This window comes from Flavobacterium lipolyticum, from assembly GCF_020905335.1.
Lineage (GTDB): Bacteria > Bacteroidota > Bacteroidia > Flavobacteriales > Flavobacteriaceae > Flavobacterium > Flavobacterium lipolyticum.
In genome coordinates, this window is sequence record NZ_JAJJMN010000001.1 from 12,978 (window position 1) to 38,804 (window position 25,827).

Below are 25,827 nucleotides of genomic sequence, written 5' to 3' on the forward strand. Positions count from 1 at the left end.
ATCAATCATTTCCGGAAAAACTTTTTGAAACTTTGCTTCAAAAATAAAACCTATGCAATCAGAAAAACTCATACAATTACTAATCGATCAAACGAAAGATAGCATCAATCAGGCGGAGAAACTTAAGAATGATCACATACAAACTTTGACGTGGAAAGAAGATCCTGCGTCCTGGAACATTCTCGAATGCATGGAGCATTTGAATTTGTATGGTGATTATTACCTGCCTCAGATAAAAGACAAGATAAAGAACTCGAAAACCTCTTCTGAAACTCATTTTAATAGCGGATTTTTAGGCGGTTATTTTGCCAAAAGTATGCTTCCAAAAGAAAAACTGAACAAAATGAAAACCTTTAAAGACAAAAATCCATTAAACTCTGAGCTTGACAAAAGTGTAATTGACAAATTCATCAATCAACAATTTGAATTATTAGCGTTACTGGAACAATCCAAAAAGGTGAGTTTGAATCGTATCAAAATCCCCACTTCTTTATCCCGTTTACTAAGATTAAAACTGGGAGATACTTTTCAGTTTTTTATTCATCATATCCTACGACATCTGAATCAAATTGACACCATAAAAGAATCAATAAAAAAGACAGTTCCCGAACACGAACTGTCATAACCTAAAAAACGAAACCCCACTTACAAACGCAAATGGGGTTTCAAAAAAAAAAAAAAAAAAATCTACTTCACAATTAGTTTAGCCGTAAACAATTTACGGGAATGTATTTTTAGAATATAAACTCCTTTTGGTAAATCCTGATTGATTAGAGAAAACTTATTATTGTTTACATTTTTTGTAGCATATAATAATTTCCCTTCCATGCTGTAAATTTCTATTTCATCAATAGGATATTCGGACTGAATAAAGGTTTCCGTATCATTCTTTGTTGGATTTGGATAGACTCTCAAACCATTATCGATTTTAAATTCATCATTGTTCAGATGTGGATCGATTACTTCAAAAGATACTCTGTTGGAAACTTCATTATAAGAATCGTTAGTAAACATTACCAAAAAGTATTTCCCTTTTTGTGTTGGTAATTCCGTAGCTGCAATATTTTTTGTTCCTTCAGAAAGTCCTTCGAAATAGGTATAACTCACCAGTGGTTTTTCATTCGGATTATCTCCATCATGATAAATCCCCAACCAATCTTTTACAATTCCCGGAGCGTCTGTCCACGAAGCGGTAATCTGCTCGCCCAAATCATAAACCGGTTTATTGATCCATAATTCGGTAACGACCGCTCCTACTTTAAAAAATACTTTGTTTCCAATCGGATTAAATCCGTCCTGTAAATAATACTCGGCATAATAGTAGCCTTTTGGCAGTCCTGTGAAAGATTTAGCATCTGCAGCCGTTGTAACATATTGCCAGCTTGTTGCTGTAACTCCGGATCCGGGATTAACTCCCATTCTGTAAATACCGATCCAGTCTTTTGCCAGTTGTGGACCATTTGTATAATTAATAAGGATAGGAGTTCCAACAGAATATTCCGTTTTATCAGTCGTTAAGGTCGGTACCGGCCCTACATAAAAGTATTTTCGCGGTGCAATTTCCGTGTACCCTCCATTTGAAAATATTGCAGCATAATAACGTCCTTTAGTAGCCAGTCCGCTAGAAAAAGTGATAAACCCGCTGGCACTTCCGTCCGTATATTTCCAGGTTTGCGATGGCGAAGAACCTCCCGGAGTCTGCCCTTCTTTGTATAAACCAATCCACGTTGAAGTACTGGCCGGAGCATCAGTAAAATCAACTTTTATGGGTGCGTTCAACGAATAAGTAACAGCACCTGTAACTATTGCCGTATTTACATTGTTACTTCCTGTAATCGTAAAAGTCTGAACATCACTCCATGGCGACCATTCAAGATTACGATCTCTGTATCTTAACTTCACATAGTATTTGCCATTTGGAAGTGAATTAGAAGCCAAATCCATTTTGGTAATATCTACACCCAGATTGATGTTTACAGTCGAATCTTTCTTAGTGCCATACTTTCCGTATAAATTTTCGAAATCTCTATATACTTCTTTCTTTACAATATCGAATGTTGGTGTCTGAGAAATCAAAAACTGACTGGTATTCAACTTCTCCTCTGTAGTTGTCGTATAAGTCGATCCGGAAACGGTTAGCGGCAATGTATTTGTCGCAGTAAAAGTATTCGTAATCGAAGGTTTGGCAGGTGCCGCTTTGTTTTTATATCGATGAAATTCATCCATTAGCTGGTTGTTCTTCCATTTATCAACACTTCCAATAGAATAGCTTTCAATGTCCATTTTTCCGTTTGTCACATCAATATCTACAATTTGGTAAATCCAGTTACAAATGGTTTTCTGTACATCATCAAAATCCTGCTCTGTAGAAGATCCCCAATATTGATCCCAGGCTGTACCTCCCGAAATAATATTATAGGTAGGTGTATTTTTCAATTGTCCGCGATGATACAAATGATGGTGCGCTCCAATATGCATCGAATATTTTGGAGAAGTAACCAATAGCGGTACGGCTGTATTACGAACCCAGGTCGAAATATCCCCCACATATTGCTCTGCCTGATATGGTCTGTGGCTTAAAGAGAAAATCCATTCTACGGTATTATCCGCATTTGCAGCGGTAAGAACTTTTTGCAACCAGCTTAGCTGTTCAGCACCTGTATGTTCTGAACTTAAACTGATAAACAAGACATTACCGGCCTGCTGGGCATAATAATTCTCTGTTCCCGACGAAATGCCTTTGTATGAAAGTTCACTTATATAAAAATGATCGTAATAGGAATTCATTCCCAGCGTTCCATAAGTTTCATGGTTTCCTACTGTGGTCTGAATAGGCACATTACCTGACAAACCTCTGTTCTTTTTAAAATGCACATTTTCATAATGATCTAAAGTTCCCACATCAACCTGATCTCCCACCATAAAAGTCATAGAGATATTATCATCCGGAGATGCGTCTTTTCCCCATTTCTGTTTTATTTTTCTTTTAGCAGCTGACACCAAAGAATCATAACGCGGAACAGCTTTCAGTTGATTATCCCCCATAATCAAAAACCGAATGTGTCCATTAGCTGTGGCTGCTTGTCCCGGATTGGGCAATGTTTTAAAAGAATAAACCGAAGACACATCTGCTCCGGTTTTTATTCTGTAGAAATATTTCGTGTTAGCCGAAAGGTTCGTCAGCTTTGCACTATGATAGAAATAATTCCCCGGATAACCTGAATCTGTAAAAACATTAGTATTACCGGTAACGGTAACATTTAGATTCGATGCTGTTGTTCCGTACTCTACGATAGATTCCGGATTACTATCCGTTTTCCAGTTAACGTAGATAGATGTTGGTGTCGCGTTTTGCAGATAAGGAAATAAATTTTGCGCTTTTGAAGCATAACTTAGCCCCAGAAGCATAAATAATAAGTAAAGTTTTTTCATACGTTTTTTTTGTTTAGACTGAACAAAAGTATTGTTCGAAAACGTAATAGCTTTTAAGAGAACATTACCTTTCCCTTATCTTTACTTCTCTTTATTGTAAAGTTGTTTAACCTTTTGCACCTCGTTGTTTTTAATTTAAATCATAGAACTTTTTAATTAAATCATATAAGATCTTTCTTATTCTTTGGCCTAATTTTAAGTTATACGAATCAGAACAGTAGGTTCTTAAAACATCAAAGTCATGCAAAATAAAATCAAACGTTTGTTAATGGTATTTGTAATAGTATTTTCATTTACGAGCTGCGAAGTTATCGGAGACATTTTTAAAGCCGGAATGGGCTTTGGTATCTTTATCGTTATTTTTATTATTGCGATAATTATCTTCATTCTCGCCAAACTGTTTGGCAAAAAATAAATCAAAAAAAATCCCGTTCAGCTAGCGAACGGGATTTCTCTTATTATAAATTATAAAATTACAGGTTGTACATTTTTTTTCTTAATTCCTGAATTTTTTCATCGTCCAGGTATTCGTCAAATGTCATGTAACGGTCTATGACTCCGTTTGGTGTTAATTCCACTACTCTGTTACCAACTGTTTGTGCAAACTCGTGGTCATGTGTGGTGAAAATTACGGAACCTTTAAAATTTTTCAATGAGTTATTAAAAGCTGTAATGGACTCCAGATCTAAGTGATTGGTTGGCTCATCAAGCATTAAGATATTAGCTCTCTCCATCATCATTCTGGATAGCATACAACGTACTTTTTCTCCTCCTGATAATACGCGGCTTGTTTTTAACGCCTCTTCTCCGGAAAAAATCATTTTCCCTAAGAATCCTCTAATAAAAACCTCATCACGCTCTTCTTCTGTTTTGGCGTATTGGCGTAACCAATCTACCAAAGTCAGATCATTTTCAAAGAAAGAATGATTCTCAGCCGGTAAATAAGCCTGATTGGTTGTAATTCCCCAATCAAAAGTTCCGGCATCTGCCTTTTGCTGGTTGTTCAAAATTTGGTAGAATGCTGTTGTAGCACGTGAATCTTTAGAAAAAAGAACGATTTTATCGCCTTTTGCCATATTCAAATCAACGTCTTTAAACAAAAGATCGCCATCGATGGAAGCTCCCAGGCCTTCAACATTCAAAATCTGATCTCCGGCTTCACGATCCTGATCAAAAATAATTGCAGGATAACGACGGCTTGAAGGTTTAATTTCAGAAATATTCAATTTCGAAATCATTTTTTTACGAGAAGTAGCTTGTTTCGATTTCGCAACGTTCGCACTAAAACGACGAATAAATTCTTCAAGCTCCTGTTTCTTCTCTTCTGCTTTTTTATTCTGCTGTGCACGTTGTTTTGCCGCTAATTGGCTAGACTCGTACCAGAACGTATAGTTTCCTGAGTAGTGATTTATTTTTCCAAAATCAATGTCAGAAATATGTGTACAAACCGCATCTAAAAAGTGACGGTCGTGAGATACTACAATTACCGTATTTTCATAATTCGCAAGGAAATTCTCTAACCACGCAATGGTCTCAAAGTCCAAGTCGTTGGTAGGCTCATCCATAATAAGCAAATCGGGATTTCCAAAAAGTGCCTGCGCTAAAAGCACACGTACTTTAATTTTTCCTTCCAAATCCCCCATCAGAGTATAATGATCTGCTTCTGTGATTCCTAAGTTAGACAACATGGCCGCAGCATCAGAATCAGCATTCCAACCGTTCATTTCTTCAAACTGAACCTGAAGTTCTCCAATTCTGTCTGCGTTTTTATCGTTGTAGTCTGCATAAAGTTCATCCATTTCTTTCTTAACAGCATACAAAACTTTATTTCCCATCAACACAGTTTCCAAAACCGTATGCTCATCGAACATGTTGTGGTTCTGGTTCAAAACCGACATACGTTTTCCCGGTTCTAAATGAATATGCCCCGAAGTTGGATCGATATCACCTGAGATGATTTTTAGAAAAGTAGATTTTCCAGCACCGTTGGCTCCAATAACTCCGTAAATATTTCCATGAGTGAAAGTTGTATTTACTTCGTCAAACAAAATTCGTTTGCCAAACTGAACTGATAAATTATTGACTGTTAACATGAATGTCTTTTTAATTAATTTGGTGCAAAAGTATGAAAAAAGGTTCAGAGTTGCAAAGCCCTTATGTTTATTGTAAAATGTGGATTGTGAGATGTGAAATGTTAATTGCCAATTGTTAATTGTTAATTGTAAAACACTTCATTTCGCTCCAATGTGATAACATCTTACGCTTTACATCTCACACACTATAATTTACTCTCTTTATCCAAAGCGACTTCTAAACTTTCGAAATTAGGCAGGACTTTAGCAATCATTCCTTCTTTGTTTAAAATAAAATGCGTTGGAAATGAATTTAACTGCAAGGCTTCATTCATGTATACTTTCATGTCTGGAATTACAGCATAGGACAATGGCTTTCTGGAGAGGAATGTTTTTAATTGCGTGGCAGAATCTTCTGCAAGGCTTACAAACAGCATGTCTTTTCGATCTTTGTATTCCGCGGCTAATTTGTTGACTTGTGGAAATTCTCTGATACAGGGTGTGCAATGAATGTACCAGCATTTGATGACTACTATCTTTCCTTTCATCGATTCGTTTGAAACCAGGTTACCTTCTAAATCTTTAAAAGAGAATGGAGGAAAAACAGTTCCTTCCATTTTATAGTTTTTTAGAGCATCAAAACCTATTTGATTTATTGTTGCTTTTATACTGGTATCTGAATTGGGCTGAATTGTAAACAATTTGTAGCAATAGATCCCCTGCTCTGACTTTAATCGAATTGGAATGTAATTTTCGTTTGCTAATTGATCCAAAAAAGTTTCTTTGGAAATTTCCGTTGAAAGAGCATCCAACGCTAGAAAATCTCTTGAAAGCATAATATTTTTACTTTGATAGACAGACCAGTCCTTAAAGTTTTTTTGAATCTGGATAGGATCAACTTCGGGTTCGCTAAATTTTGTCTGAGCTGTGGCTGTAATAGAAATTATAAATAGGACTAAGAGACCGATAAATTTTTGCATGACTTTTTTAATGAATTTATGAAATTCAAAAGTACTTAAAATTCAATTTTAGGGTCCATAAAGCAGCAAAAAAAATAGCACTTTGTGGGTTCACTTATCCTTAAAAAAACTTCCTTCTTTAAAGAATACTGCATGATTCACAAAACGTTCAAAAAAGATTTAGTTTTCGCCTTACATTATCTACTTATTCTTTACTATCAAGTTTATTCCTTAAATAGCTTATCTCCCCTTTTAAAGTATTGATTTGTTCCTTATAAAGTTCTCTTTCTTTAGCAAAGTGAGTTTTAAGGTCATTAATCTCTTCTTTGTTTGTCATCAAATTATTCAAATTAGAACTGAACAATTTACTCTCATGAAAATTAACGATATAATTCATGTCAAGATTTAAGGCTAAAGAAATTTTCTGCAATTTCTCAAAACTAATCTTTGTTTTACCTGTCTCCATATCTGAGTAGGCAGCTTGCGAAATTTCTAACAAATCAGCCATATATTGCTGAGAATATCCCTTAATAACCCTAATCTTTCTTACATTCTCCCCAATCATTCTTTTTTTTGTCAAATATAAGAAATTATTTACAAAACTATCATCGGGTAAAATTTTAAATATCCGATAAAACTTATAAAATAAAAGCAAAGAGTAATTATTATTTTTTGGACAAAAAAAAACCCGACAATACAATTGTCGGGTTTATAATGCGCTTCCTTCAGGTGAAAACCAAATAACAAATCACCTCAATTTGCAGCATTTATTCGAAATAAAAATTAGATTAAAAAATAAATAACCAAACTCAATTTTAACCATTCCAACTTTTTATTTCTGTATTTTTCATTCTTCCATACTGTCCTTTTAGTTCAAAAAGTTCATTACTTTGAATGATTTTTTATTTCCTGCTTTGTCCGTCACCACAACTAAAAATAATTGCTTAGTGGTAAAGCTGTAGTTATGAAGCACCACTTCTTTGTTTTGATGAACATTTCTATGACTCACCAATGGTTGTCCAATGGTATTGAAAACTTCTACCTGAGCAATATCTCCAGAGTCAGTTGTCACTAATAAAGCATCATTTTTAAAGTAAGCGATAGTCGTGTTTTTCGTTTCGATCCCTTCAGGTAATGCCCTTGCAGCTGTCTGTCCTGCAAAATAAGCGGCATACGCTTTAGACAATTCAGCTGAATTCCCACAAGAAGAAAAATCCCAGTTTACAGACCAAGTCATTAAACCTCTCAAAGCAGGATATGGTCCGCCTGGCTGCATGGTATAGGTTCTTCCTGAGAAAGTAGTCCCGGTTCTTAAATAATGCATTGCATTAATTCCTTCTGTCGGCGTTAAAAAACCACTTCCTGCTGCACTTGGACAAGCTGGTAATGCAATAAGGATTTTTGAAGGCGGTAAACCATCAAAACGCATTCCTGTTGTACCAATGTTGTACCCTTTTATCAGCATATCCGTTAGGGCAGTTACCATGTTTGATTTCTTAGCTGAACCATAATATTGACCGTCTAATGCGTTTTCTCCTCCTGTATTATACAATTGTACGGCTAACAAATCCAATTCATTACGTAAGTTTTGAATGATTGGAAGGAACGAACCAAAGGTATCATTATAGGTTGAATATCCTCCTTGTACGTATTGTGTTTCCGGAGCTGCAGTTAATAAAAATCCAGGACCATAGAACGCTTTTAATTCTTTGAAAGCATCTACTACATTTTTTAATCTTGGATAAGCAGAAATACCCGCATAAGAAATATCTCTTAAACCTCCTGCACTAAAATTCATCGATCCACCTTCAAAATCGATATCAACTCCATCAAATTGATACTCGTCAATAATTGCCTTCAGACCATTAACAAAAATATTCTTTTGAGTTACGTTCTCTAAAACAACATGACCATTTTGACCTCCAATAGAAACAATAACAGGAACTCCGCTATCTCTTAAGGATTTGATATCATTTTTCAACAATTGTTTATTGAAAACTCCATTGGTCAAATATCTGGCATCATTTGTAGTTAATACCGGAGTATAACCATCACGGTTAACGGTTTCTACGAATGCATAATCCACTACGTTAAACTTACTTCCTACCATTTGAGAAAAATATAAAAATGGAGCACCAGCATTTTCCCAGGAATGTGCGTATCCTAAAATAATTTTGCCTGGTGGAAGCGGAACGAATCTAGTACCTACCGAAGTAATTTTAATGGTATTGTTTAATGTAGTTAGCCCGGATTTATTATCGGTTGCTTTGATTACAATCGGATAATCCTGATAAGCAGTTGGTGTAAAATTATACGTATAGGTATTATTTGTACCTGCTGTCATGTTAAATGTACCTCCGTTTATTGTAATCGTTACACCTGAAACCGATCCGTCACTATCCACAGCTGTCACTGAAATTGGCACAACTTGGAAAGAAGGCTGAAATATAGTAGTATTAGATGGTGAATTCCAAGTAATTACTGGCAATGTATTTGGACAGTTTGCACCTGAACAGTTTAATACAAAATTATATGTTTTTGAATCTGTGGTACCGTTTGAGGCAGTAGCCGTAACTGTTAATGTATGACTAAGCGAAAACTGATTGGCTACTGGTGTCCAAGTTGAGGTATAAGTTCCTGAAGAATTGGTAGCACTCAGGCTTTGTCCGTTTAAACTAAAGGAAACAGACGAGATTGTAGTAGCATCTGCAGCACTTAATCCAACACTAGCCACAAAATTAATCGCTGACCCTAAATTTATTGCAATCGTCGGAGTCGTTGGCGCTGTAATGGCAACTACTGGTTTAGTTACAACCGTTGCCTGCGTATTGAAGTTATAAACCGTTGGCGTTGTTGGCATTGCAAAATTCACCAGATTGTTTGGGTAATAATTCGTTCCGTTATTCTCCCATCCATTCAATTTTAAACTTAAAACTTGTGCATAACCTGCTGTAACTGTATTGTCATAGGTAAAATTCCCCTGAGCATCTGTTGTTGCGATAACACTTTTCCATCCGTGTGTATTATCAGTCCAAGGCACAACTAATTCTACTTTCGCTCCTGCAACCGGAACTGAACCATTTTTAACGGTTCCGCTAATTAGATTTGTACTGGCCAAATTTTGTGTAAAATCAAGAGTTTTGTTACCAGACTGTGTTGTCGAAACCGCCGAAACCGGAGCAAATGTCAGGTTTGTTTTAGCAACAGATACCTTATAATCTGATCCTGAAGTTAAACCTGCAAAAGAATAAGCTCCATTTCTATCTGTTGTAGCAGTTAAAACTGTCGTACCTGAAACTGCCGAAACTACAGCTCCTGATACCGGAGTAGTTCCGTTTAGAACTTTTCCGCTCATTGCATAAGAGGACGTTCTTGCGGTAGCGGCGGTATTGAAATTATAAACCGTTGGGGTTGACGGAACAGCAAAACTGGTCAGATTATTTGGAAAATAATTAACGTCATTATTTTGCCACGCATTCAATTTCAAACTCGAAATAATAGCATATCCGTCGACAACTGAATTGGCAAAGCTATAATTTCCTTGTGCATCTGTAGTTGCTAGAACGCTTTTCCATCCGTGTGTATTGTCGGTCCAAGGTAAAACGATTTCTACTTTAGCTCCTGCAACCGGAACTGTACCGTTTTTAACCGTACCGCTAATTTTATTAGTTCCAACGTTATACTCGGTTAAATTTAAAGTTTTGTCGGCTAATAAATTGGTATAAACTGTTGAAGCTGGCGTATAAGTTTTTCCTGTAGCCGCAGCTGTTATGGTATAATTTCCTCCTGATGGTAAGGTAAGGGTATAAAAACCACTTGCATTAGAAGTTCCTGTAATAGGTGCTCCTGTGGATGCTGCTGTAACATTAACTCCCACAGCAGGGGCAGTTCCGTTTAAGATCGTACCACTAACAATATAATATACAATTGGATCACCCTGAGCAAAATTTAACGTTTTATTGCTATCAATTGCATTATACACTGTCGAAGCTGGTGTATAAGGAAAGCCAGTTTTGGCAGCTGTAACTGTAAAATTAAGTCCGGCTGTTAAACCTGTAATACTGTAGGTTCCATTAGTACCGGAAACAGCAGTTAAAACAGTCGTACCGGAAGTTGCTGTAACGGTAACTCCTGAAACCGGTGTTGTACTTGTGCCGACTACAATAGTTCCGCTTACTGTGTACAAAGGCTGTGTTCCCTGAATCACAACACCTGTCTGATCAGCAGCAACATTTGTTAAGCTAACCGGTGTAAAATTATAGGCCGCCTTTATCGCTGTAAGGGTATAGTTTTGATTCTTTGGCAAATTATAAAATGCAAAATTACCTGTTGGAGACACTACACTTTCTATAACTGCATTACTTGCATTTCTAATCTCTATAGTAACGTTAGTAACCAAAGCTGTTCCATTTTTTACAGAACCTCCAATGCTAACCGTTCCGGGAACAATACTTTTAAACGAAGTATCTACCTGAGTTAAAAGTGAATTAGGGATAGAGCCTCTGGTATCCTGAGATAATTCCCAAATCATACCACCGGCCAGATTTTTAGATTTGATGTACTGTACTTTTAAATCCATTGATTGTTTATCTTCATAACTGATAAACTGTTTCAAACTACTGTTGTACAAATAAGGAACTTTAGTAGTATTATCAAAATACCTTACCCAACCTGCGGCAGCTGCCGTTGGCGTAACTAACATGGTATTTGGATCTAAAAAAGCATGTGAATTGGTAACCGGATTTCCAACCAGGCCACAAATTTCGATGCTGCCGGATTTCTCACAAGCTGCCGGCCCGTCCCAGGTTCCTGTTGGGTTTTGCGGATTTGTACAACCTGCAACATTATATCTTGGTGCAGCAACAAATAACCCAGGAAAGTTTGGATTGGTTCCGTTATTGGCAACGTTGTCAAATTTTTTACCGTAAAAAGGCAATCCCATGATTAATTTATTGGCAGGAAAACCAACTACATTCAAATAGATGTTCGTTAACTCATCAAGTGATTCTGACTGAGTTGCACCATATAATGGATCATTCGGGTTTCCGCTTCCATAAAGAGGAGCATTATAACATGTTTTATCATACCAGTTTCCACCAAAATCATATCCAAAGTAAGTAATGTAATCACAGTACGTTGAAATATCTTCGGTCATTCCATACGTTGCCCTGTTGTTTGGTCCTAAATATTGTTTAGGCACATTTCGAACATTGTTTCCGGCTGCAATAGTAACCAGTTTATTAGGCATTGCCTGACGCATGGCTTTTAGTAAAAGTACAAGGTTTTTGTTGTCATCCGGGTGGTACTTTTGCGGAGGAACCGGGATTCCGTTCACGATTTCAGTACCGTCTGTTCCTCCCATAAGAGGATACTCCCAGTCAATATCAAATCCATCAATAAACGGATAAGTGACGATGAAGTTTGCCATATCTGCAGCTAAAGCAGCTCTTGCCACCGGACTTGCGGCGATTGGAGAAAGATCCTGACCTTTAGTCCATCCTCCAACAGAGATTAAAATTTTTAAATGCGGATACTTTTCTTTTAACTTTTTCAAGTCATAAAAATTCCCTTTTACAGGAGCATCCCATGGAATTCCGCCTTCCGTATGCTCATAATCAGCATAGGTATCCAAACATTTTAATTTTGTATTCTCCGGACGGGCAGGGTCAAAAGTTGTCCCGTAAAAAGAATAATTCAAATGGGTTATCTTGCTCCCGTCTATCTTGGGAACGTTGAAATCCCGGGCATAAATAGCCCATTGCGCATAATACCCTACTACTTTTTTGCCGTGGGCTGGTTGGGCCGACGCAAGTAAGGGAAACAGTAACATAAAGAGTAATCTGTAATAATGTTTCATAGTTAATAAATATTGGTTAATAGATAATAAATATTCCAATTACAATACCTTACCTGCCAAAATGCGGCAAATAAATACGGCAATCGGGGTTCAATACACCGCGAATAGATAACATCACGACACACTGGATTTTTAATTCATTACTTCTAAAAATAAATATTACTATTACTGATTCTAGCCATAATCATTAGTGAATAGTAGTGACTGATATTTATTTAATTTTAAAAAAAATTAGTTTAAACACAGAAGATAAATTTGGGATTCATCAATCTAAATACTTTACTTTTTGTCATGTTTGTGGTATGCGACTTACTATTTGGTTTTTAAATGTTAATACTTTTTTTGGTTATAATTTTATGCTTATTAATTGTTCCGAAGTTAAAGATGTAGTAAAGTCTACCACAATTATCTCTGCCAGAAACCTATATGGCAGAGATAACGAATTACTAAATAATCATGGTAAAAAAAACATACTAAATACTAACTCAAACAAATCTTTAAATTAATTTTTTAAGACTTTCATATACTGACAACTCAACATCAGCGTGGTCTTTACTGTTACATAGCTCGATTAAATTTTTCAGATCATCCACTTTTAAAGTTGATTTGTTATCTAAAACAAGTAATAGTTCTTGTGATGCATCATTCAATTTTTTAGACAGAGGTAAAAAGTGTTGTATCAAAGGTGCATTTGCACTCAATTCTACCAATCCTTTGTTTACAGCAATCCACTTGTTTAAAAATGCTGTTACTTTTGCTTTATTCTCCGGTGTCTTATTTGCTAAATATTGTGCTACTGCATCGTCAAAAGCCAGAGAATCTTTAGCATCCGGTGTACAGGCATCAGCAAAAAGAGTTAGCGGAGAGTACATTTGATACTCAGTTCCTCCTTTATTTCGTTTGTAACCTTTTAAAGGCTCGCAAACATTTGTAAATTCTTCTACGAAATCAATATTCTGATTGTTCGAGATATTTCTTAAGATCACATCCTTATTGCGAATGTGCGTAATTCCTAACTCTTCCAATCTGAAAGAAACTACATCAAGACGTCTGCGCATGCTGGCTAAATCTGTAATATCTTCGGCTGACCAAAGGCGTTCTGCAATTGCAACTGTTCTCGGCCAAAGTCTCGAATCGATTGTTAGTGGCGACACAAGTTCTGTCCACATTGTCGCTTCTCCTCCCAATACTCTCGCTTTTTCTTCAGCGGTTAAATCAGCGCCTTTGGGCATAGGGTCATTTAGATAATGACTTGCTATCGGATATAATAAATCAATATAATATCCGTTAGACATTACGGTTTTATATCCTTTTTTTACTGATTCAATCAAGGACTGTCCTGCTACTACTCCTTCATTAGGGCCTCTCCAGGCATGAATAATGGCGTCTTTTGACATGTTCTTGGTCAGAATTTCCTCCCATCCCATTAACTGTTTTCCATGTTTTTTAAGCATCGGAATCAACTGCATGGTAAAATAAGTCTGTAACTCATGATTGGTTGTTAACTTATTTTTCTTTTTAAATTCCTGAATTTTAGGGTTTGAATCCCAGTCCTTTCCTTCGTTTTCATCTCCTCCGATATGAAAATAAGCCCCCGGAAATAACGGACAAACCTCATCAAATAATTCACTTAATAATTGATATGTTTTAGGATTTGAAGGATCTAATGTTGGTGAAAAAATACCCGCATTTCTTTCAATTCCATAGGTCGCAATTGCGGTTCCCTGAATATTTTTTTCAGAAGTTCCTCCTGTCAGTGTGATTACTTTACTTCCAATCTCAGGATAAGCTGTAAGTATTGCAGATGCGTGACCAGGAACATCTATTTCCGGAACGATTAAAATACCGCGCTCATCAGCATATTTTACGATATTTTTAATTTCCTCTTGTGTGTAATACATTCCATCCGAAGCTTTTTCAATAAGTTTTGGATGTTTTTTCATTTCAATTCTCCACCCCTGGTCGTCTACCAAATGCCAGTGAAGGACATTCATTTTTGTAGCTGCTAATGCATCAATATTTCTTTTGATTACATCTACTGGCTGAAAATGTCTGGCAGCATCAACCATCAAACCTCTCCAGGTAAATCTTGGAAAATCTGAAATTTTGGATGCAGGAAAATAAAATGAGGTGTTATTATTCTGCAACATTTGCAATAAGGTTTCAAGACCGTGCAGGGCACCTAAATCGCTTGTTGCATTGATTGTAATTTTGTTTGTTTTGATATCCAAATGATAGCTTTCATCTTCATACAAACCAATTTTTCCACTCTTAGTACAATTGATTTGAAGTTCAGCTGTTGGGACTTCATTTAATTTGGTAATAAATCCCTGTTCGAAAAAAATACCGGTTCTACCATCTAGTCGGCGCAAAAAGCGAGTTACTCCGCCAAAAATTCGGGGATTTGGATTTCCGGTAATATTTACTTTAAAATTTTTATTTAACGCAAAATTACCATCATTTAACACAACGCTTTGGGGCCAGGGCATAAGATTTAACTGCTCTTTTTTAATCTGAGCACTAGCAGTTACACCCGCTAATAGTAGGACTAATAAATATTTCATTTTTTTTGTTTTTGGAAAGATGTTGCTTTTACACAACATTAATAATAAATAATAAAAGCAAAACTCAGAATGATTTCGATTGAACCCTCACTACTCCTAATGAAATCAATCTGAATTTTGCATTGCGATCCACTCTCACCCGGATCTTATAATGTAATTTTAATAATCAAAACGTTTAAAAGCTTCAATTGCTTCGTATTCTGCCAATCCTAATTCGTCATACAAAACAGCAGTATTTTTGTTACGGTCTTCGGCTCTTACCCAAAATTCTCTGGAATCATTTCCTTGGAACATTACGCGGTCTTTTTGTGATTGGTGGTACAAAATTGCGTGACGTTTTAGTAATACTTCAGATGGAGAAAGCGGAACGGCCATATCAATTTCGTGAATGTCCCATTCGTGCCAGGCACCGCGATACAGCCACAACCAGCAGTCGTCCATGTATTTTTCCGGTTTCAGTTGTTTCATTGCTGCAAAGATGGCATTCAGACAAACTTCGTGTGTACCGTGCGGATCTGCTAAATCTCCCGCTGCAAATACCTGATGGGGTTTAATTTGTGCAATAATGTCCTTTACAATAGCAATGTCTTCAGGCCCCAACGGATTCTTTTTTACCTGTCCGGTTTCATAAAACGGAAGATCTAAAAAGTGGGTATTCTCATCTTTTAAACCAATGTATCGGGTCGCTGCATAAGATTCTCTTCTTCGGATCAATCCTTTTAATTTGCGGACTTCCAAAGAATCTATTTGGTTTTCAGACTTACTATTCAAAAATTCAATGACAGCTTTAAAGTTGATTCCCGAGGCAGCATCACCAAGAAAATCCTTAGCCACTTCGGCAAATTTAAGAGCCTCGTCGTCTGTAACGGCTATATTTCCGGAGGTTTGATATACCACATGTACATCATGACCTTGTTTAATCAATTTTGAAAAAGTTCCTCCCATAGAAATCACATCATCATCGGGATGCGGACTAAAAAGAATCACTCGTTTTTTTGCCGGATTGGCTCTTTCAGGACGATGCGAATCGTCGGTATTGGGTTTTCCACCCGGCCATCCGGTGATGGTATGCTGCAGAACATTGAACATATTGATGTTCAAGTCGTAAGCAGAACCTTCCTGCGCCAAAAGATCTGACATTCCGTTGTTGTTGTAATCACGGTCTGTTAATTTTAAAATAGATTGTTTTGTTTTTTGGCACAACCAAACAATCGCTTTACTTTTTAATTCTTGCGTCCAGATGCATTCTCCTACTAACCAAGGCGTTTTGAAACGGGTTAATTCTGAAGCTGCTGACTGGTCTAATACGAAAGTCGCATTAGGATGGTTTTGTAAAAATGTAGCCGGAACTTCTGAACTGATATCCCCTTGAATGGTTCTCTTGATGATATCGGCTTTGTTCTGTCCCCAGGCCATTAGTACAATTCTTTTCGATCTCATGATAGTAGAAACTCCCATGGTAATCGCTCTTTTTGGAACGTTATCGATCCCGTTAAAATCCGACGAAGCGTCGACTCTGGTAATGTGATCCAGTGTAATGATTCTGGTTCCGGAGTTGATGTGGGATCCAGGTTCGTTGAAACCTACGTGACCCGTACGACCAATTCCCAGTAATTGAAAATCCAGTCCCCCGGCATTTTTAATATTCATTTCATAATCGATGCAGTATTGATTCAATTCTTCAATGGCAACGGTTCCGTCGGGAATATTTATATTCTCAGGTTTGATATCAATATGATTAAAAAGATGCTGGTGCATGAAATAATGATAGCTCTGATTGTTCTCTTTGCTCATCGGATAATATTCATCCAGATTGAAAGTGATCACATTGCTAAAACTTAAGCCTTCTTCTCTGTACATTCTCACCAACTCTTCATAAACTTTGATAGGAGAAGAACCTGTGGCTAAACCTAATACGCAAGATTTATTCTTTTCTTGTTTAGATCGGATTAATTGCGCAATTTCCTGTGCTACAATTACCGAAGCTTCTGCGGAATTCCTGAAGATTTCATTGTGGATTTTCTCAAATCGTGTCTCTTCAAATTTCCCCGCGCTTTTATAGCTGATATCAGGTATTATTTCTAAAGCACTTTTCATTTCTTTTCTTTTTATAACATTTACAATTTTGGTTTATGAAATGGCATAAACAACTCGCGTTGTCTACGCCATTTACTAACCAAACTTAAATTCTTTTAATTCTTTGATTATTTTTTTTAGAAATTTGGAGCGTTAACATCCCACCAAAGTCTGGTTCCTCCGTTATCCGGACCACCTAACTTAGCTACACCAGTTGCTACACCTTCTTTATTATTTAGTACTTCATTTGAAGTAAAGTTGATTCTTCTGGCTCCAAGTGCGGTAGAAATTTTTCCTCCACTATTGTTTACCACTACAGGGAATAATTTTGGATATCCTGTTCTTCTGTAATCAGACCAAGCCTCTTGTCCTTCCGGGAAACCTGCAATCCATTTTTGAGTAATAATTCTTTGCAATTTCACCTCATTTGTAGCTGCATCATCCCAGGCAATAGTAATATTGTTTACCGGAGCTGAATTGTTTACAGCAGCAACAGGATCAACATAGGCTACAGGCAAACTAGTATTATCCGTTAAATATTTAGCAATACCAGAAGCTTCTCTTTGGTCAAATGACGCTCCAATACCTGCCTCGTATAATGATTTAGCATCACCTCCCATATTCCAACCTCTTAAAGCTCCTTCTGCTCTTAAGAAATAGGCTTCAGCGGTAGTAACTAAATAAATGGTTTTAGATCTAACCACTTCTCCAATACCTGAAAAACGCTCACGGTCTCCTTTTCCTCCAATGGCTATACCTGTACGAATTCCTTTATACTGACCCGTAAATTGAGCTGATTTATCAAAGTAAATTGGCATTCTAGGGTCGTTGTATCCTTTTAATATAGACTCCATATCAGCAGACATTCTAATGTCTAACCATGAACCACTAATGGTAGCAATAGGGTTTGTAAAAGTTGGAGATACAATTCTAAACGCATCTTTTTTAGCTGTAAATACTCCGAATTTTTGTGCTACCGCTTTTTCAGCCTGAGCTTTTGCTAAAGCAGGTTTTACTTTTACGATACGCATCGCTAATCTCAAACGCAAAGTGTTGGCAAATTTTACCCAAGAAGCATAGTTACCTTCATAACCAGATAAATCCGCATCTTTAAATACAAAAGGCTCTCCGGCATCTGCTCTTTTTGTTAATTCATCTACAGCAAAATCCAACTCGCTAAACATTTGGTTGTATACTTCTTCCTGAGAATCATAAGCAATTGGCGCATTTTTACCGTATTGAGAATAGATGATAGGACCAAAGATGTCCGTAACACGGTGCATTCCTTCTACTTTCAAGATAAGAGAAAGTGCATAAAAATGATCAAACTTCCCTTTAGTTTTGTTTGCAATATCATATGCATTAAACATAACAGTAGGATAAGCATTTGTCCAAATAGCATTGTTCCATCCGTCAATTAAGTCATAAGTTGTATTGTTACTTCCTCCTCTAAAAGGAGTTGGAGTGGCCATATAACCGGACCAAATATCTGCATTTAGATTCTGTTGTAATTGATACTGAGACTCAAGCTGATCTCCTAACACCTGAATGTTGTTAAACATTGGAGCAAATCCTTTTTTGATGTCGTTAAAATCATCTTTTAACTGCTCATTACTAAAACCATTTGGATTGGTGTTAATCTCATCAAAATTACCTGTACAACCTACCGTAGCAAGTATCGACATACAGATAGCTGTTTTTTTAATATTATTTAGTTTCATTTTTTTTAATTTAGAAAGTTACATTTAAATTAAGACCAATACTTCTGGTAGAAGGTAAACCATAGATATCAATACCTTGCAATCCTTCTCCTGTACTTAATGCAATGTTTGGATCAAATGGAGCGTCTTTGTATATAAAGAATAAATTTCTGGCAATTAATGAAATAGAAGCTGTTTGAAAAACAGGAAGTTTTTTAGGGTTGAAAGTATATCCTACAGAGATCTCTCTTACACTTACATTTGTCGCTTTATAAACATATTCACCTGTAATTCCATCTCTACCACCAACTTTTTTATAATAATCCTCAGCTGGTATACTTGTTACTACCGTTCCGTCTGGTTTAATTGCATTTACTGGAACTCCTCCTGCGTTTCTGGCATCACCTGTTGCTTTAGAAACTCCAAAGAAATCATTCTGAGCTTCAGTCATACTCATAACATTACCACCAAAACGTCCGTCAATTAAAACATTTGCGAAGAAAGCACCAACTTTGAAAGTGTTAGAGAAACCTAACATGAAATCAGGATTTGAATTACCTACTTCAGTAAAACCTTCAGTACCTTGAATTTTACCATCTTTATCTAATAAAATTCTACCCTGTGCATCTTTCAGAATGTTTTTTCCCATGATAACACCAAACGGTCTTCCTTCAATTAAAGAGTATTGGTAATTATTAACTCCAGGAACAGTCAAATTCACTATTCCTTTAGATGAAGCAGGAAGTTCTTTTACTGTATTTTTGTTTTGAGAAAAGTTCACAGATGAATCCCATGAGAATTTATCTCCTTTAACAATACCAGCATTTACTACAACTTCAAAACCTTTATTTTCGATACTTCCGGCATTAAATCCGTAAAATCTAACTCCCTCAGGGCTTCCGTCCGGCGCAGCAGATTGGAAGTATTGATTTTTTGTTGTTGAATTATAATAAGAAAGCTCAATACCAAATCTGTTGTTCAGGAATCTCCACTCTGTACCAAATTCATACTCTGATTTCAACTCCGGTTTTAAAGTAGTTCCTCTTTGTAATCCAACCTGAGGTTGTGTACTATTATTACCCGGAACATATAAATCTACAGGAGTAGTAACAAAAGCAGCAACATCATTACCCACCTGAGCGTAAGTTGCACGAACTTTTGCAAAACTAATTGACTCCGGCATTTTGAACATCTCGCTAAGGATACCTGTCAAACCTACAGAAGGGTAAAAATAGGATCCTTTATTCGTATTCACTAATGTAGAAGACCAGTCATTTCTAGCTGCAACATCTAAGAACAACATATCTTTGTACCCCAATGTAGTAGCTGCAAATACAGACTGTATTTCTCTTTTTGAGTCGATTGTCTGATAATTTCCTGTATTGTTTACAAAATTGTTAAGTGTAAACCAGTTTGTTATTTTTAATCCGGCACCAATTCCAGAATCTAAAATTGTTCTGTCATTCGTCATCGTATTTGTAATACTGGTACCAATATTAGCATTGAATGAAAAATCATCACTGAATTTTGTATTGATCGTAGCAATTAAATCTCCATAACGCTGAGTACTTACTGCATCATTACTAATGTATCTACCATTAGCGTGAGAAAGTGTTCCTTGAGTAGTAGCAAAAATTTTCTTTTCAAATCCACTGTCAACTCTGTTATAACTATATCTTGAAGCAATTGTTAACCATTCATTTGCTTTGTATGAAGCCGAAATTGCTCCGTTGAAGAAAGTGTTTGTGTCTTCAGATTTATTTCTGTTAATAGCCCAATATGGGTTTTGCATAATATCTCTGTTCGTCATCCAATTTTGAGCCATTAAATTTCTAGTCGGATTAAAAACTTCATAATTATTTTTATAAAAATTGAAATCATTTCCTCTTGGCATTAAATAAACTCCTGTAAGTGGATTAAAGTAAAGACCATTTACCGGTTTATTGGCAATTGATTGTGTAGTATAATTTCCGGTTACCCCCACTGTAAGTTTGTTATCAAAAAACTTTGCCGTTTGACGAATTCCAAAGTTATTTCTCTTAATTCCGTTACCTGGAATAATCCCCGATCCTGATGTATTAGCATAAGTCAATGCTGTAGAAGAATTTTCAGTTGCTGCAGAATATCCTACCGATGTAATTTGAGTAACTCCGGTTTGAAAGAAATCTTTAACATGATCTTTTATGTTTTGTTTCGCACCCCAAGACTCATCTTCCCCTGTTCTTGCAGCATAATCTTTTTGAAACTTTGGCAAATAAGCAGCCGATTCAAAAGTAGTTACAGACGAACCTGAAAAACTTGACTGTCCTACTTTTCCTTTTTTAGACGAAAGTAAAATTACTCCATTTGCTCCTTGCGATCCATATAATACAGAAGCTGCTGCTCCTTTAAGAACCGTCATACCATCGTAATCGTCCGGGTTAATTAAAGATACAACATCTCCACCATCACGGTTACCACCATTTAAACTACCAAAAGTATCATTTGGCTGACCTGAACCAGAGTTTAACATTGGAATACCATCAATAACATACAAAGGCTGATTGTTTGTTGCTGAAGAGCTACCACGAATATCTACTTTTGTAGAACCACCGGTACCGGCAGAACTTTTTGTTACAGCAACACCCGCAATTTTACCTGCAATTGTATTGATAACGTTCGCATCTCTTACACGTGTTAACTCTTCCCCTTTAAGTTCCTGAGCCGCATAAGTTAAAGATTTTCTTGTTTTCTTGATACCTAATGAAGTTACAACAACTTCTGTAAGTGCATTTGATGCCGCTTGTAGCATTTTAACATTAATTGTAGCAGCATCACCTACAACAATTGATTGTGTTTCAAGACCAACATAAGTAAAAACTAAAGTCTGTCCTTTTTGAACTTCAATCGAGTACACCCCGTCAAAATCGGAAGTAGTTCCCTTTTGACCTCCTTGTACTGCAACGGAAGCCCCTGGCAATGGCATTCCATCAGAATCTGTAATCACACCTTTAATGCTTTTTACCTGAGCAAGCGAAACCTGCGCCGTAAAAACAATCATAAAGATTAAGAAAATTTTTTTCATGTTAATTTATTTTGTTAGTTATAGGGTAAAATTATTCTTAAGGGATTGTTAAAAAAAATAATTTATACAAACAACATTAAATTTTAAACCAACGACATAAAACAATCAATAATATGCTATTCGAAAACGTTTTCTAGCCATTTTCTGGTAAAATTTTACAACAAAATAAATATTTACTACAAAAAAAATCACTTTTATTAAACAATCATTTAATAATCATTAACATCTTAAGGGCATTTATAGTTGAATTATTCTAACTATATACTGATATACTCTACACGAATATTCTTTTTCCAAAACGCAACATTTTTTTTTCTCCTACATAATATATAATGCATTTCATAAGTAACAAACCTCTAAGTACTATTAAATAAAAAGAAACAAAATTCAGAATAGCTTCTCTCGAATCCTCACTATTCATAATGAAATCAATCTGAATTTTGTGTTTCGATCCACTCTCACCCGGATCTTATAATGTAATTTTAATAATCAAAACGTTTAAAAGCTTCAATGGCTTCATACTCTGCCAGTCCTAATTCGTCATACAAAACGGCAGTATTTTTGTTACGGTCTTCGGCTCTTACCCAAAATTCTCTGGAATCATTTCCTTGGAACATTACGCGGTCTTTTTGTGATTGGTGGTACAAAATTGCGTGACGTTTTAGTAATACTTCAGATGGAGAAAGCGGAACGGCCATATCAATTTCGTGAATGTCCCATTCGTGCCAGGCACCGCGATACAGCCACAACCAGCAGTCGTCCATGTATTTTTCCGGTTTCAGTTGTTTCATTGCTGCAAAGATGGCATTCAGACAAACTTCGTGTGTACCGTGCGGATCTGCTAAATCTCCCGCTGCAAATACCTGATGGGGTTTAATTTGTGCAATAATGTCCTTTACAATAGCAATGTCTTCAGGCCCCAATGGATTCTTTTTTACCTGTCCGGTTTCATAAAACGGAAGATCCAAAAAGTGCGTGTTCTCATCTTTTAAACCGATGTATCGGGTCGCTGCATAAGATTCTCTTCTTCGGATCAATCCTTTTAATTTGCGGACTTCCAAAGAATCTATTTGGTTTTCAGACTTACTATTCAAAAATTCAATGACAGCTTTAAAGTTGATTCCCAAGGCAGCATCACCAAGAAAATCCTTAGCCACTTCGGCAAATTTAAGTGCCTCGTCGTCTGTAACGGCTATATTTCCGGAGGTTTGATATACCACATGTACATCGTGACCTTGTTTGATCAGTTTTGAAAAAGTTCCTCCCATAGAAATCACATCATCATCGGGATGCGGACTAAAAAGAATCACTCGTTTTTTTGCCGGATTGGCTCTTTCAGGACGATGTGAATCGTCGGTATTAGGTTTTCCACCCGGCCATCCGGCGATGGTATGCTGCAGAACATTGAACATATTGATGTTCAAATCGTAAGCAGAACCTTCCTGCGCCAAAAGATCTGACATTCCGTTGTTGTTGTAATCACGGTCTGTTAATTTTAAAATAGATTGTTTTGTTTTTTGGCACAACCAAACAATCGCTTTGCTTTTTAATTCTTGTGTCCAGATGCATTCTCCTACTAACCAAGGCGTTTTGAAACGGGTTAATTCTGAAGCTGCTGACTGGTCTAATACGAAAGTCGCATTAGGATGGTTTTGTAAAAATGTAGCCGGAACTTCTGAACTGATATCGCCCTGAATAGTTCTCTTGATGATATCGGCTTTGTTCTGTCCCCAGGCCATTAGTACAATTCTTTCCGATCTCATGATAGTAGAAACTCCCATGGTAATCGCTCTTTTAGGAACGTTGTCGATCCCGTTAAAATCTGACGAAGCGTCGACTCTGGTAATGTGATCCAGTGTAATGATTCTGGTTCCGGAGTTGATGTGGGATCCAGGTTCGTTGAAACCTACGTGACCCGTACGACCAATTCCCAGTAATTGAAAATCCAGTCCCCCGGCATTTTTAATATTCATTTCATAATCGATGCAGCATTGATTCAATTCTTCAATGGCAACGGTTCCGTCGGGAATATTTACATTCTCGGGTTTGATATCAATATGATTAAAAAGATGTTGGTGCATGAAATAATGATAGCTCTGATTGTTCTCTTTGCTCATCGGATAATATTCATCCAGATTGAAAGTGATCACATTGCTAAAACTTAAGCCTTCTTCTCTGTGCATTCTCACCAACTCTTCATAAACTTTGATAGGAGAAGAACCTGTGGCTAAACCTAATACACAAGATTTATTCTTTTCTTGTTTAGATCGGATTAATTGCGCAATTTCCTGTGCTACAATTACCGAAGCTTCTGCGGAATTCCTGAAGATTTCATTGTGGATTTTCTCAAATCGTGTCTCTTCAAATTTCCCCGCGCTTTTATAGCTGATATCAGGTATTATTTCTAAAGCACTTTTCATTTCTTTTCTTTTTATAACATTTACAATTTTGGTTTATGAAATGGCATAAACAACTTGCGTTGTCTACGCCATTTACTAACCAAACTTAAATTCTTTTAATTCTGTTTGTATTTTAGAAGTTTGCTTTGTTAACATCCCACCAAAGTCTGGTAGCTCCATTATCAGGTCCTCCTAATTTGGCAATTCCGGATTCAACTCCGACTTTATTATTGTTAATCTCAGATTGAGAGTACCCCAATCTTCTAACCCCTAATTCAGTACTGATTACACCACCACTTTTGTTATTGGTAATTCTGAACAATTTTGGATAACCTGTTCTTCTAAATTCTGACCAGGCTTCTTGTCCATCAGGGTAAGTTGCAATCCATTTTTGAGTGATAATTTTTTCAAGATTTTCCTCTTTAGTTGCTCCCCATGCCACAGTAACTTTAGAGACGGCCGCAGCATTATTGGCAGCATTAATCGGGTCTGCATAATCTTTAGGTTTTTTAACATTATTGGCAGTATATGCGGCTACACCTTCAACACCATTCTGATCAAATGATGCTTTAATACCTGCCTCATAAAGATCTTTGGCTGCCCCGCCCATGTTCCATCCTCTTAAAGCTCCTTCAGCTCTCAGGAAGTACACTTCAGCAGTCGACATCCAGGTAATTTCACCGTTTTTTGTTCTTGCAGCAGTTTTAGAGAATTTACCATAAGTTGTTCCTGAAGGATAAACGATACCCGTTCTAACGCCTTTATATTGCCCCGAAGTAACATCAGAAGTTTCCCAGTATTTAGCAATACGAGGATCCTCATAACCTCCTAAAATTGACTCCATATCAGCACCCATAAAAAGTCCTGCCCAGGCGTGGCTCATTACATCTATTACATTTAAATTTACCGGAGATTTAACTTTCATAAGATCGGCAACGGTAGTAAAAACTCCGATAGGGTCATTTACTGCTTTTTCTGCTTCTGCTTTTGCTAATACAGGGTTTACTTTAGAAATGCGCATTGCCATTCTCAAACGAAGTGAATTGGCATATTTCACCCATTTTGTATAATCACCTTCATAGGTTGATAAATCTGTTTCAGCAAAAGATGTTTTCTCTTTTGCTGTAATCCTTTTAGATAATTCTGCAACTGCAAAATCTAAATCTTTGAACATCTGCTTATAAATCTCTTCCTGTGAATCGTATGTTACGGCATCAGCGCCAAATTTAGAATATACTGCCGGCCCGTACATATCGGTTATTCTCTGCATTGTAGCTGCCTTAAATATTAATGACCAGGCATAAAACTGATCAAATTTCCCTTTAGATCTTTGTTCTACTTTATATAAGTAGGCAATGATGTTTACATACGCATCATCCCATGCAAAACTATTCCATCCAACATTTAACGCATAATCATGATTGTTAAATGCTCCAAAAGCAACCGGTGTTGTCATATAACCGGACCAACCATCAGCTTGCAGACTTTGCTGCAATTGATATTGCCAGGTAACGTCACAAATGTACATTCTGTTGAAAGCAGGTTTAAATAAACTTTTAATACTGTTATAATCCTGATCTAGTTGTTGTGTTGTTGCTTCTTTGGGATTTGTGTTAATCTCCTCAAAATTATCTGTACAGCTTACAGCTGCCAGTAAAGAAAAGCAAAGCGCTGTTTTTTTAATTTTATTTAGTATCATGATAG

The 25,827-nt window shown here is 36.6% G+C and carries 13 protein-coding genes; 2 read left to right on the top strand and 11 right to left on the bottom strand.

Annotated elements, in window-relative coordinates:
- Nucleotides 1-52: 52 nt before the first annotated feature.
- Nucleotides 53-625 (top strand): DinB family protein, encoded by a 573-nt coding sequence (locus tag LNQ34_RS00070; protein ID WP_229998277.1) that lies wholly within the window; start codon nucleotides 53-55, stop codon nucleotides 623-625.
- Between the two features lie 62 nt (nucleotides 626-687).
- Here the strand turns inward: LNQ34_RS00070 and LNQ34_RS00075 are convergent, their stop codons facing one another.
- Entirely contained in the window at nucleotides 688-3,432 is a 2,745-nt protein-coding gene (locus LNQ34_RS00075; RefSeq protein WP_229998278.1) for a fibronectin type III domain-containing protein, read from the bottom strand.
- A gap of 241 nt (nucleotides 3,433-3,673) precedes the next feature.
- Between LNQ34_RS00075 and LNQ34_RS00080 the strand changes: the two genes are divergently transcribed.
- The gene (locus LNQ34_RS00080; protein WP_202702699.1) at nucleotides 3,674-3,847 is read left to right on the top strand and encodes a hypothetical protein; all 174 of its coding nucleotides are present in this window, start codon (nucleotides 3,674-3,676) and stop codon (nucleotides 3,845-3,847) included.
- Nucleotides 3,848-3,905: 58 nt separating this feature from the next.
- On the opposite strand, the gene LNQ34_RS00085 is transcribed toward LNQ34_RS00080, so the two are convergent.
- From LNQ34_RS00085 to LNQ34_RS00130, 10 genes are all read right to left on the bottom strand, one after another.
- A complete protein-coding gene (locus LNQ34_RS00085; RefSeq protein WP_202702698.1) occupies nucleotides 3,906-5,525 on the bottom strand; it encodes an ABC-F family ATP-binding cassette domain-containing protein in 1,620 nt (539 codons plus the stop codon).
- A 185-nt stretch (nucleotides 5,526-5,710) separates the two neighbouring features.
- Complete coding sequence (locus tag LNQ34_RS00090; RefSeq protein ID WP_229998279.1) at nucleotides 5,711-6,484, bottom strand: TlpA family protein disulfide reductase; 774 nt, start codon at nucleotides 6,482-6,484, stop codon at nucleotides 5,711-5,713.
- Nucleotides 6,485-6,668: 184 nt separating this feature from the next.
- Nucleotides 6,669-7,043: a helix-turn-helix domain-containing protein gene (locus LNQ34_RS00095; RefSeq protein ID WP_229998280.1), complete on the bottom strand. Its 375-nt coding sequence runs from the start codon at nucleotides 7,041-7,043 to the stop codon at nucleotides 6,669-6,671.
- A gap of 288 nt (nucleotides 7,044-7,331) precedes the next feature.
- On the bottom strand, nucleotides 7,332-12,320 hold the full coding sequence (chiA, locus tag LNQ34_RS00100) for a T9SS-translocated chitinase ChiA (RefSeq protein WP_229998281.1): 4,989 nt from the start codon (nucleotides 12,318-12,320) through the stop codon (nucleotides 7,332-7,334).
- 497 nt (nucleotides 12,321-12,817) lie between these two features.
- Complete coding sequence (locus LNQ34_RS00105; RefSeq protein WP_229998282.1) at nucleotides 12,818-14,884, bottom strand: beta-N-acetylhexosaminidase; 2,067 nt, start codon at nucleotides 14,882-14,884, stop codon at nucleotides 12,818-12,820.
- Nucleotides 14,885-15,043: 159 nt separating this feature from the next.
- Nucleotides 15,044-16,981 carry a glucosamine-6-phosphate deaminase gene (nagB, locus tag LNQ34_RS00110; RefSeq protein ID WP_229998283.1) on the bottom strand — a complete coding sequence of 646 codons (1,938 nt, stop codon included), beginning with the start codon at nucleotides 16,979-16,981 and terminating at the stop codon, nucleotides 15,044-15,046.
- Between the two features lie 116 nt (nucleotides 16,982-17,097).
- Nucleotides 17,098-18,681, bottom strand: a complete 1,584-nt coding sequence (locus LNQ34_RS00115; protein WP_202704433.1) for a RagB/SusD family nutrient uptake outer membrane protein — start codon at nucleotides 18,679-18,681, stop codon at nucleotides 17,098-17,100.
- 10 nt (nucleotides 18,682-18,691) lie between these two features.
- Complete coding sequence (locus LNQ34_RS00120) at nucleotides 18,692-21,724, bottom strand: SusC/RagA family TonB-linked outer membrane protein (RefSeq protein ID WP_202704434.1); 3,033 nt, start codon at nucleotides 21,722-21,724, stop codon at nucleotides 18,692-18,694.
- Between the two features lie 482 nt (nucleotides 21,725-22,206).
- Entirely contained in the window at nucleotides 22,207-24,144 is a 1,938-nt protein-coding gene (gene nagB, locus LNQ34_RS00125) for a glucosamine-6-phosphate deaminase (RefSeq protein ID WP_229998284.1), read from the bottom strand.
- Between the two features lie 112 nt (nucleotides 24,145-24,256).
- Nucleotides 24,257-25,822, bottom strand: coding sequence for a RagB/SusD family nutrient uptake outer membrane protein (locus LNQ34_RS00130; protein ID WP_229998285.1), 1,566 nt, complete (start codon nucleotides 25,820-25,822; stop codon nucleotides 24,257-24,259).
- Between the last annotated feature and the right edge of the window lie 5 nt (nucleotides 25,823-25,827).

What these genes read in the sequence shown, in the direction of transcription:
- LNQ34_RS00070 (WP_229998277.1), top strand. Translation starts at nt 53, where the DNA reads ATGCAATCAGAAAAACTCATACAATTACTAATCGATCAAACGAAAGAT.
- LNQ34_RS00075 (WP_229998278.1), bottom strand. Translation starts at nt 3,432, where the DNA reads ATGAAAAAACTTTACTTATTATTTATGCTTCTGGGGCTAAGTTATGCT.
- LNQ34_RS00080 (WP_202702699.1), top strand. Translation starts at nt 3,674, where the DNA reads ATGCAAAATAAAATCAAACGTTTGTTAATGGTATTTGTAATAGTATTT.
- LNQ34_RS00085 (WP_202702698.1), bottom strand. Translation starts at nt 5,525, where the DNA reads ATGTTAACAGTCAATAATTTATCAGTTCAGTTTGGCAAACGAATTTTG.
- LNQ34_RS00090 (WP_229998279.1), bottom strand. Translation starts at nt 6,484, where the DNA reads ATGCAAAAATTTATCGGTCTCTTAGTCCTATTTATAATTTCTATTACA.
- chiA (WP_229998281.1), bottom strand. Translation starts at nt 12,320, where the DNA reads ATGAAACATTATTACAGATTACTCTTTATGTTACTGTTTCCCTTACTT.
- LNQ34_RS00105 (WP_229998282.1), bottom strand. Translation starts at nt 14,884, where the DNA reads ATGAAATATTTATTAGTCCTACTATTAGCGGGTGTAACTGCTAGTGCT.
- nagB (WP_229998283.1), bottom strand. Translation starts at nt 16,981, where the DNA reads ATGAAAAGTGCTTTAGAAATAATACCTGATATCAGCTATAAAAGCGCG.
- LNQ34_RS00115 (WP_202704433.1), bottom strand. Translation starts at nt 18,681, where the DNA reads ATGAAACTAAATAATATTAAAAAAACAGCTATCTGTATGTCGATACTT.
- LNQ34_RS00120 (WP_202704434.1), bottom strand. Translation starts at nt 21,724, where the DNA reads ATGAAAAAAATTTTCTTAATCTTTATGATTGTTTTTACGGCGCAGGTT.
- nagB (WP_229998284.1), bottom strand. Translation starts at nt 24,144, where the DNA reads ATGAAAAGTGCTTTAGAAATAATACCTGATATCAGCTATAAAAGCGCG.
- LNQ34_RS00130 (WP_229998285.1), bottom strand. Translation starts at nt 25,822, where the DNA reads ATGATACTAAATAAAATTAAAAAAACAGCGCTTTGCTTTTCTTTACTG.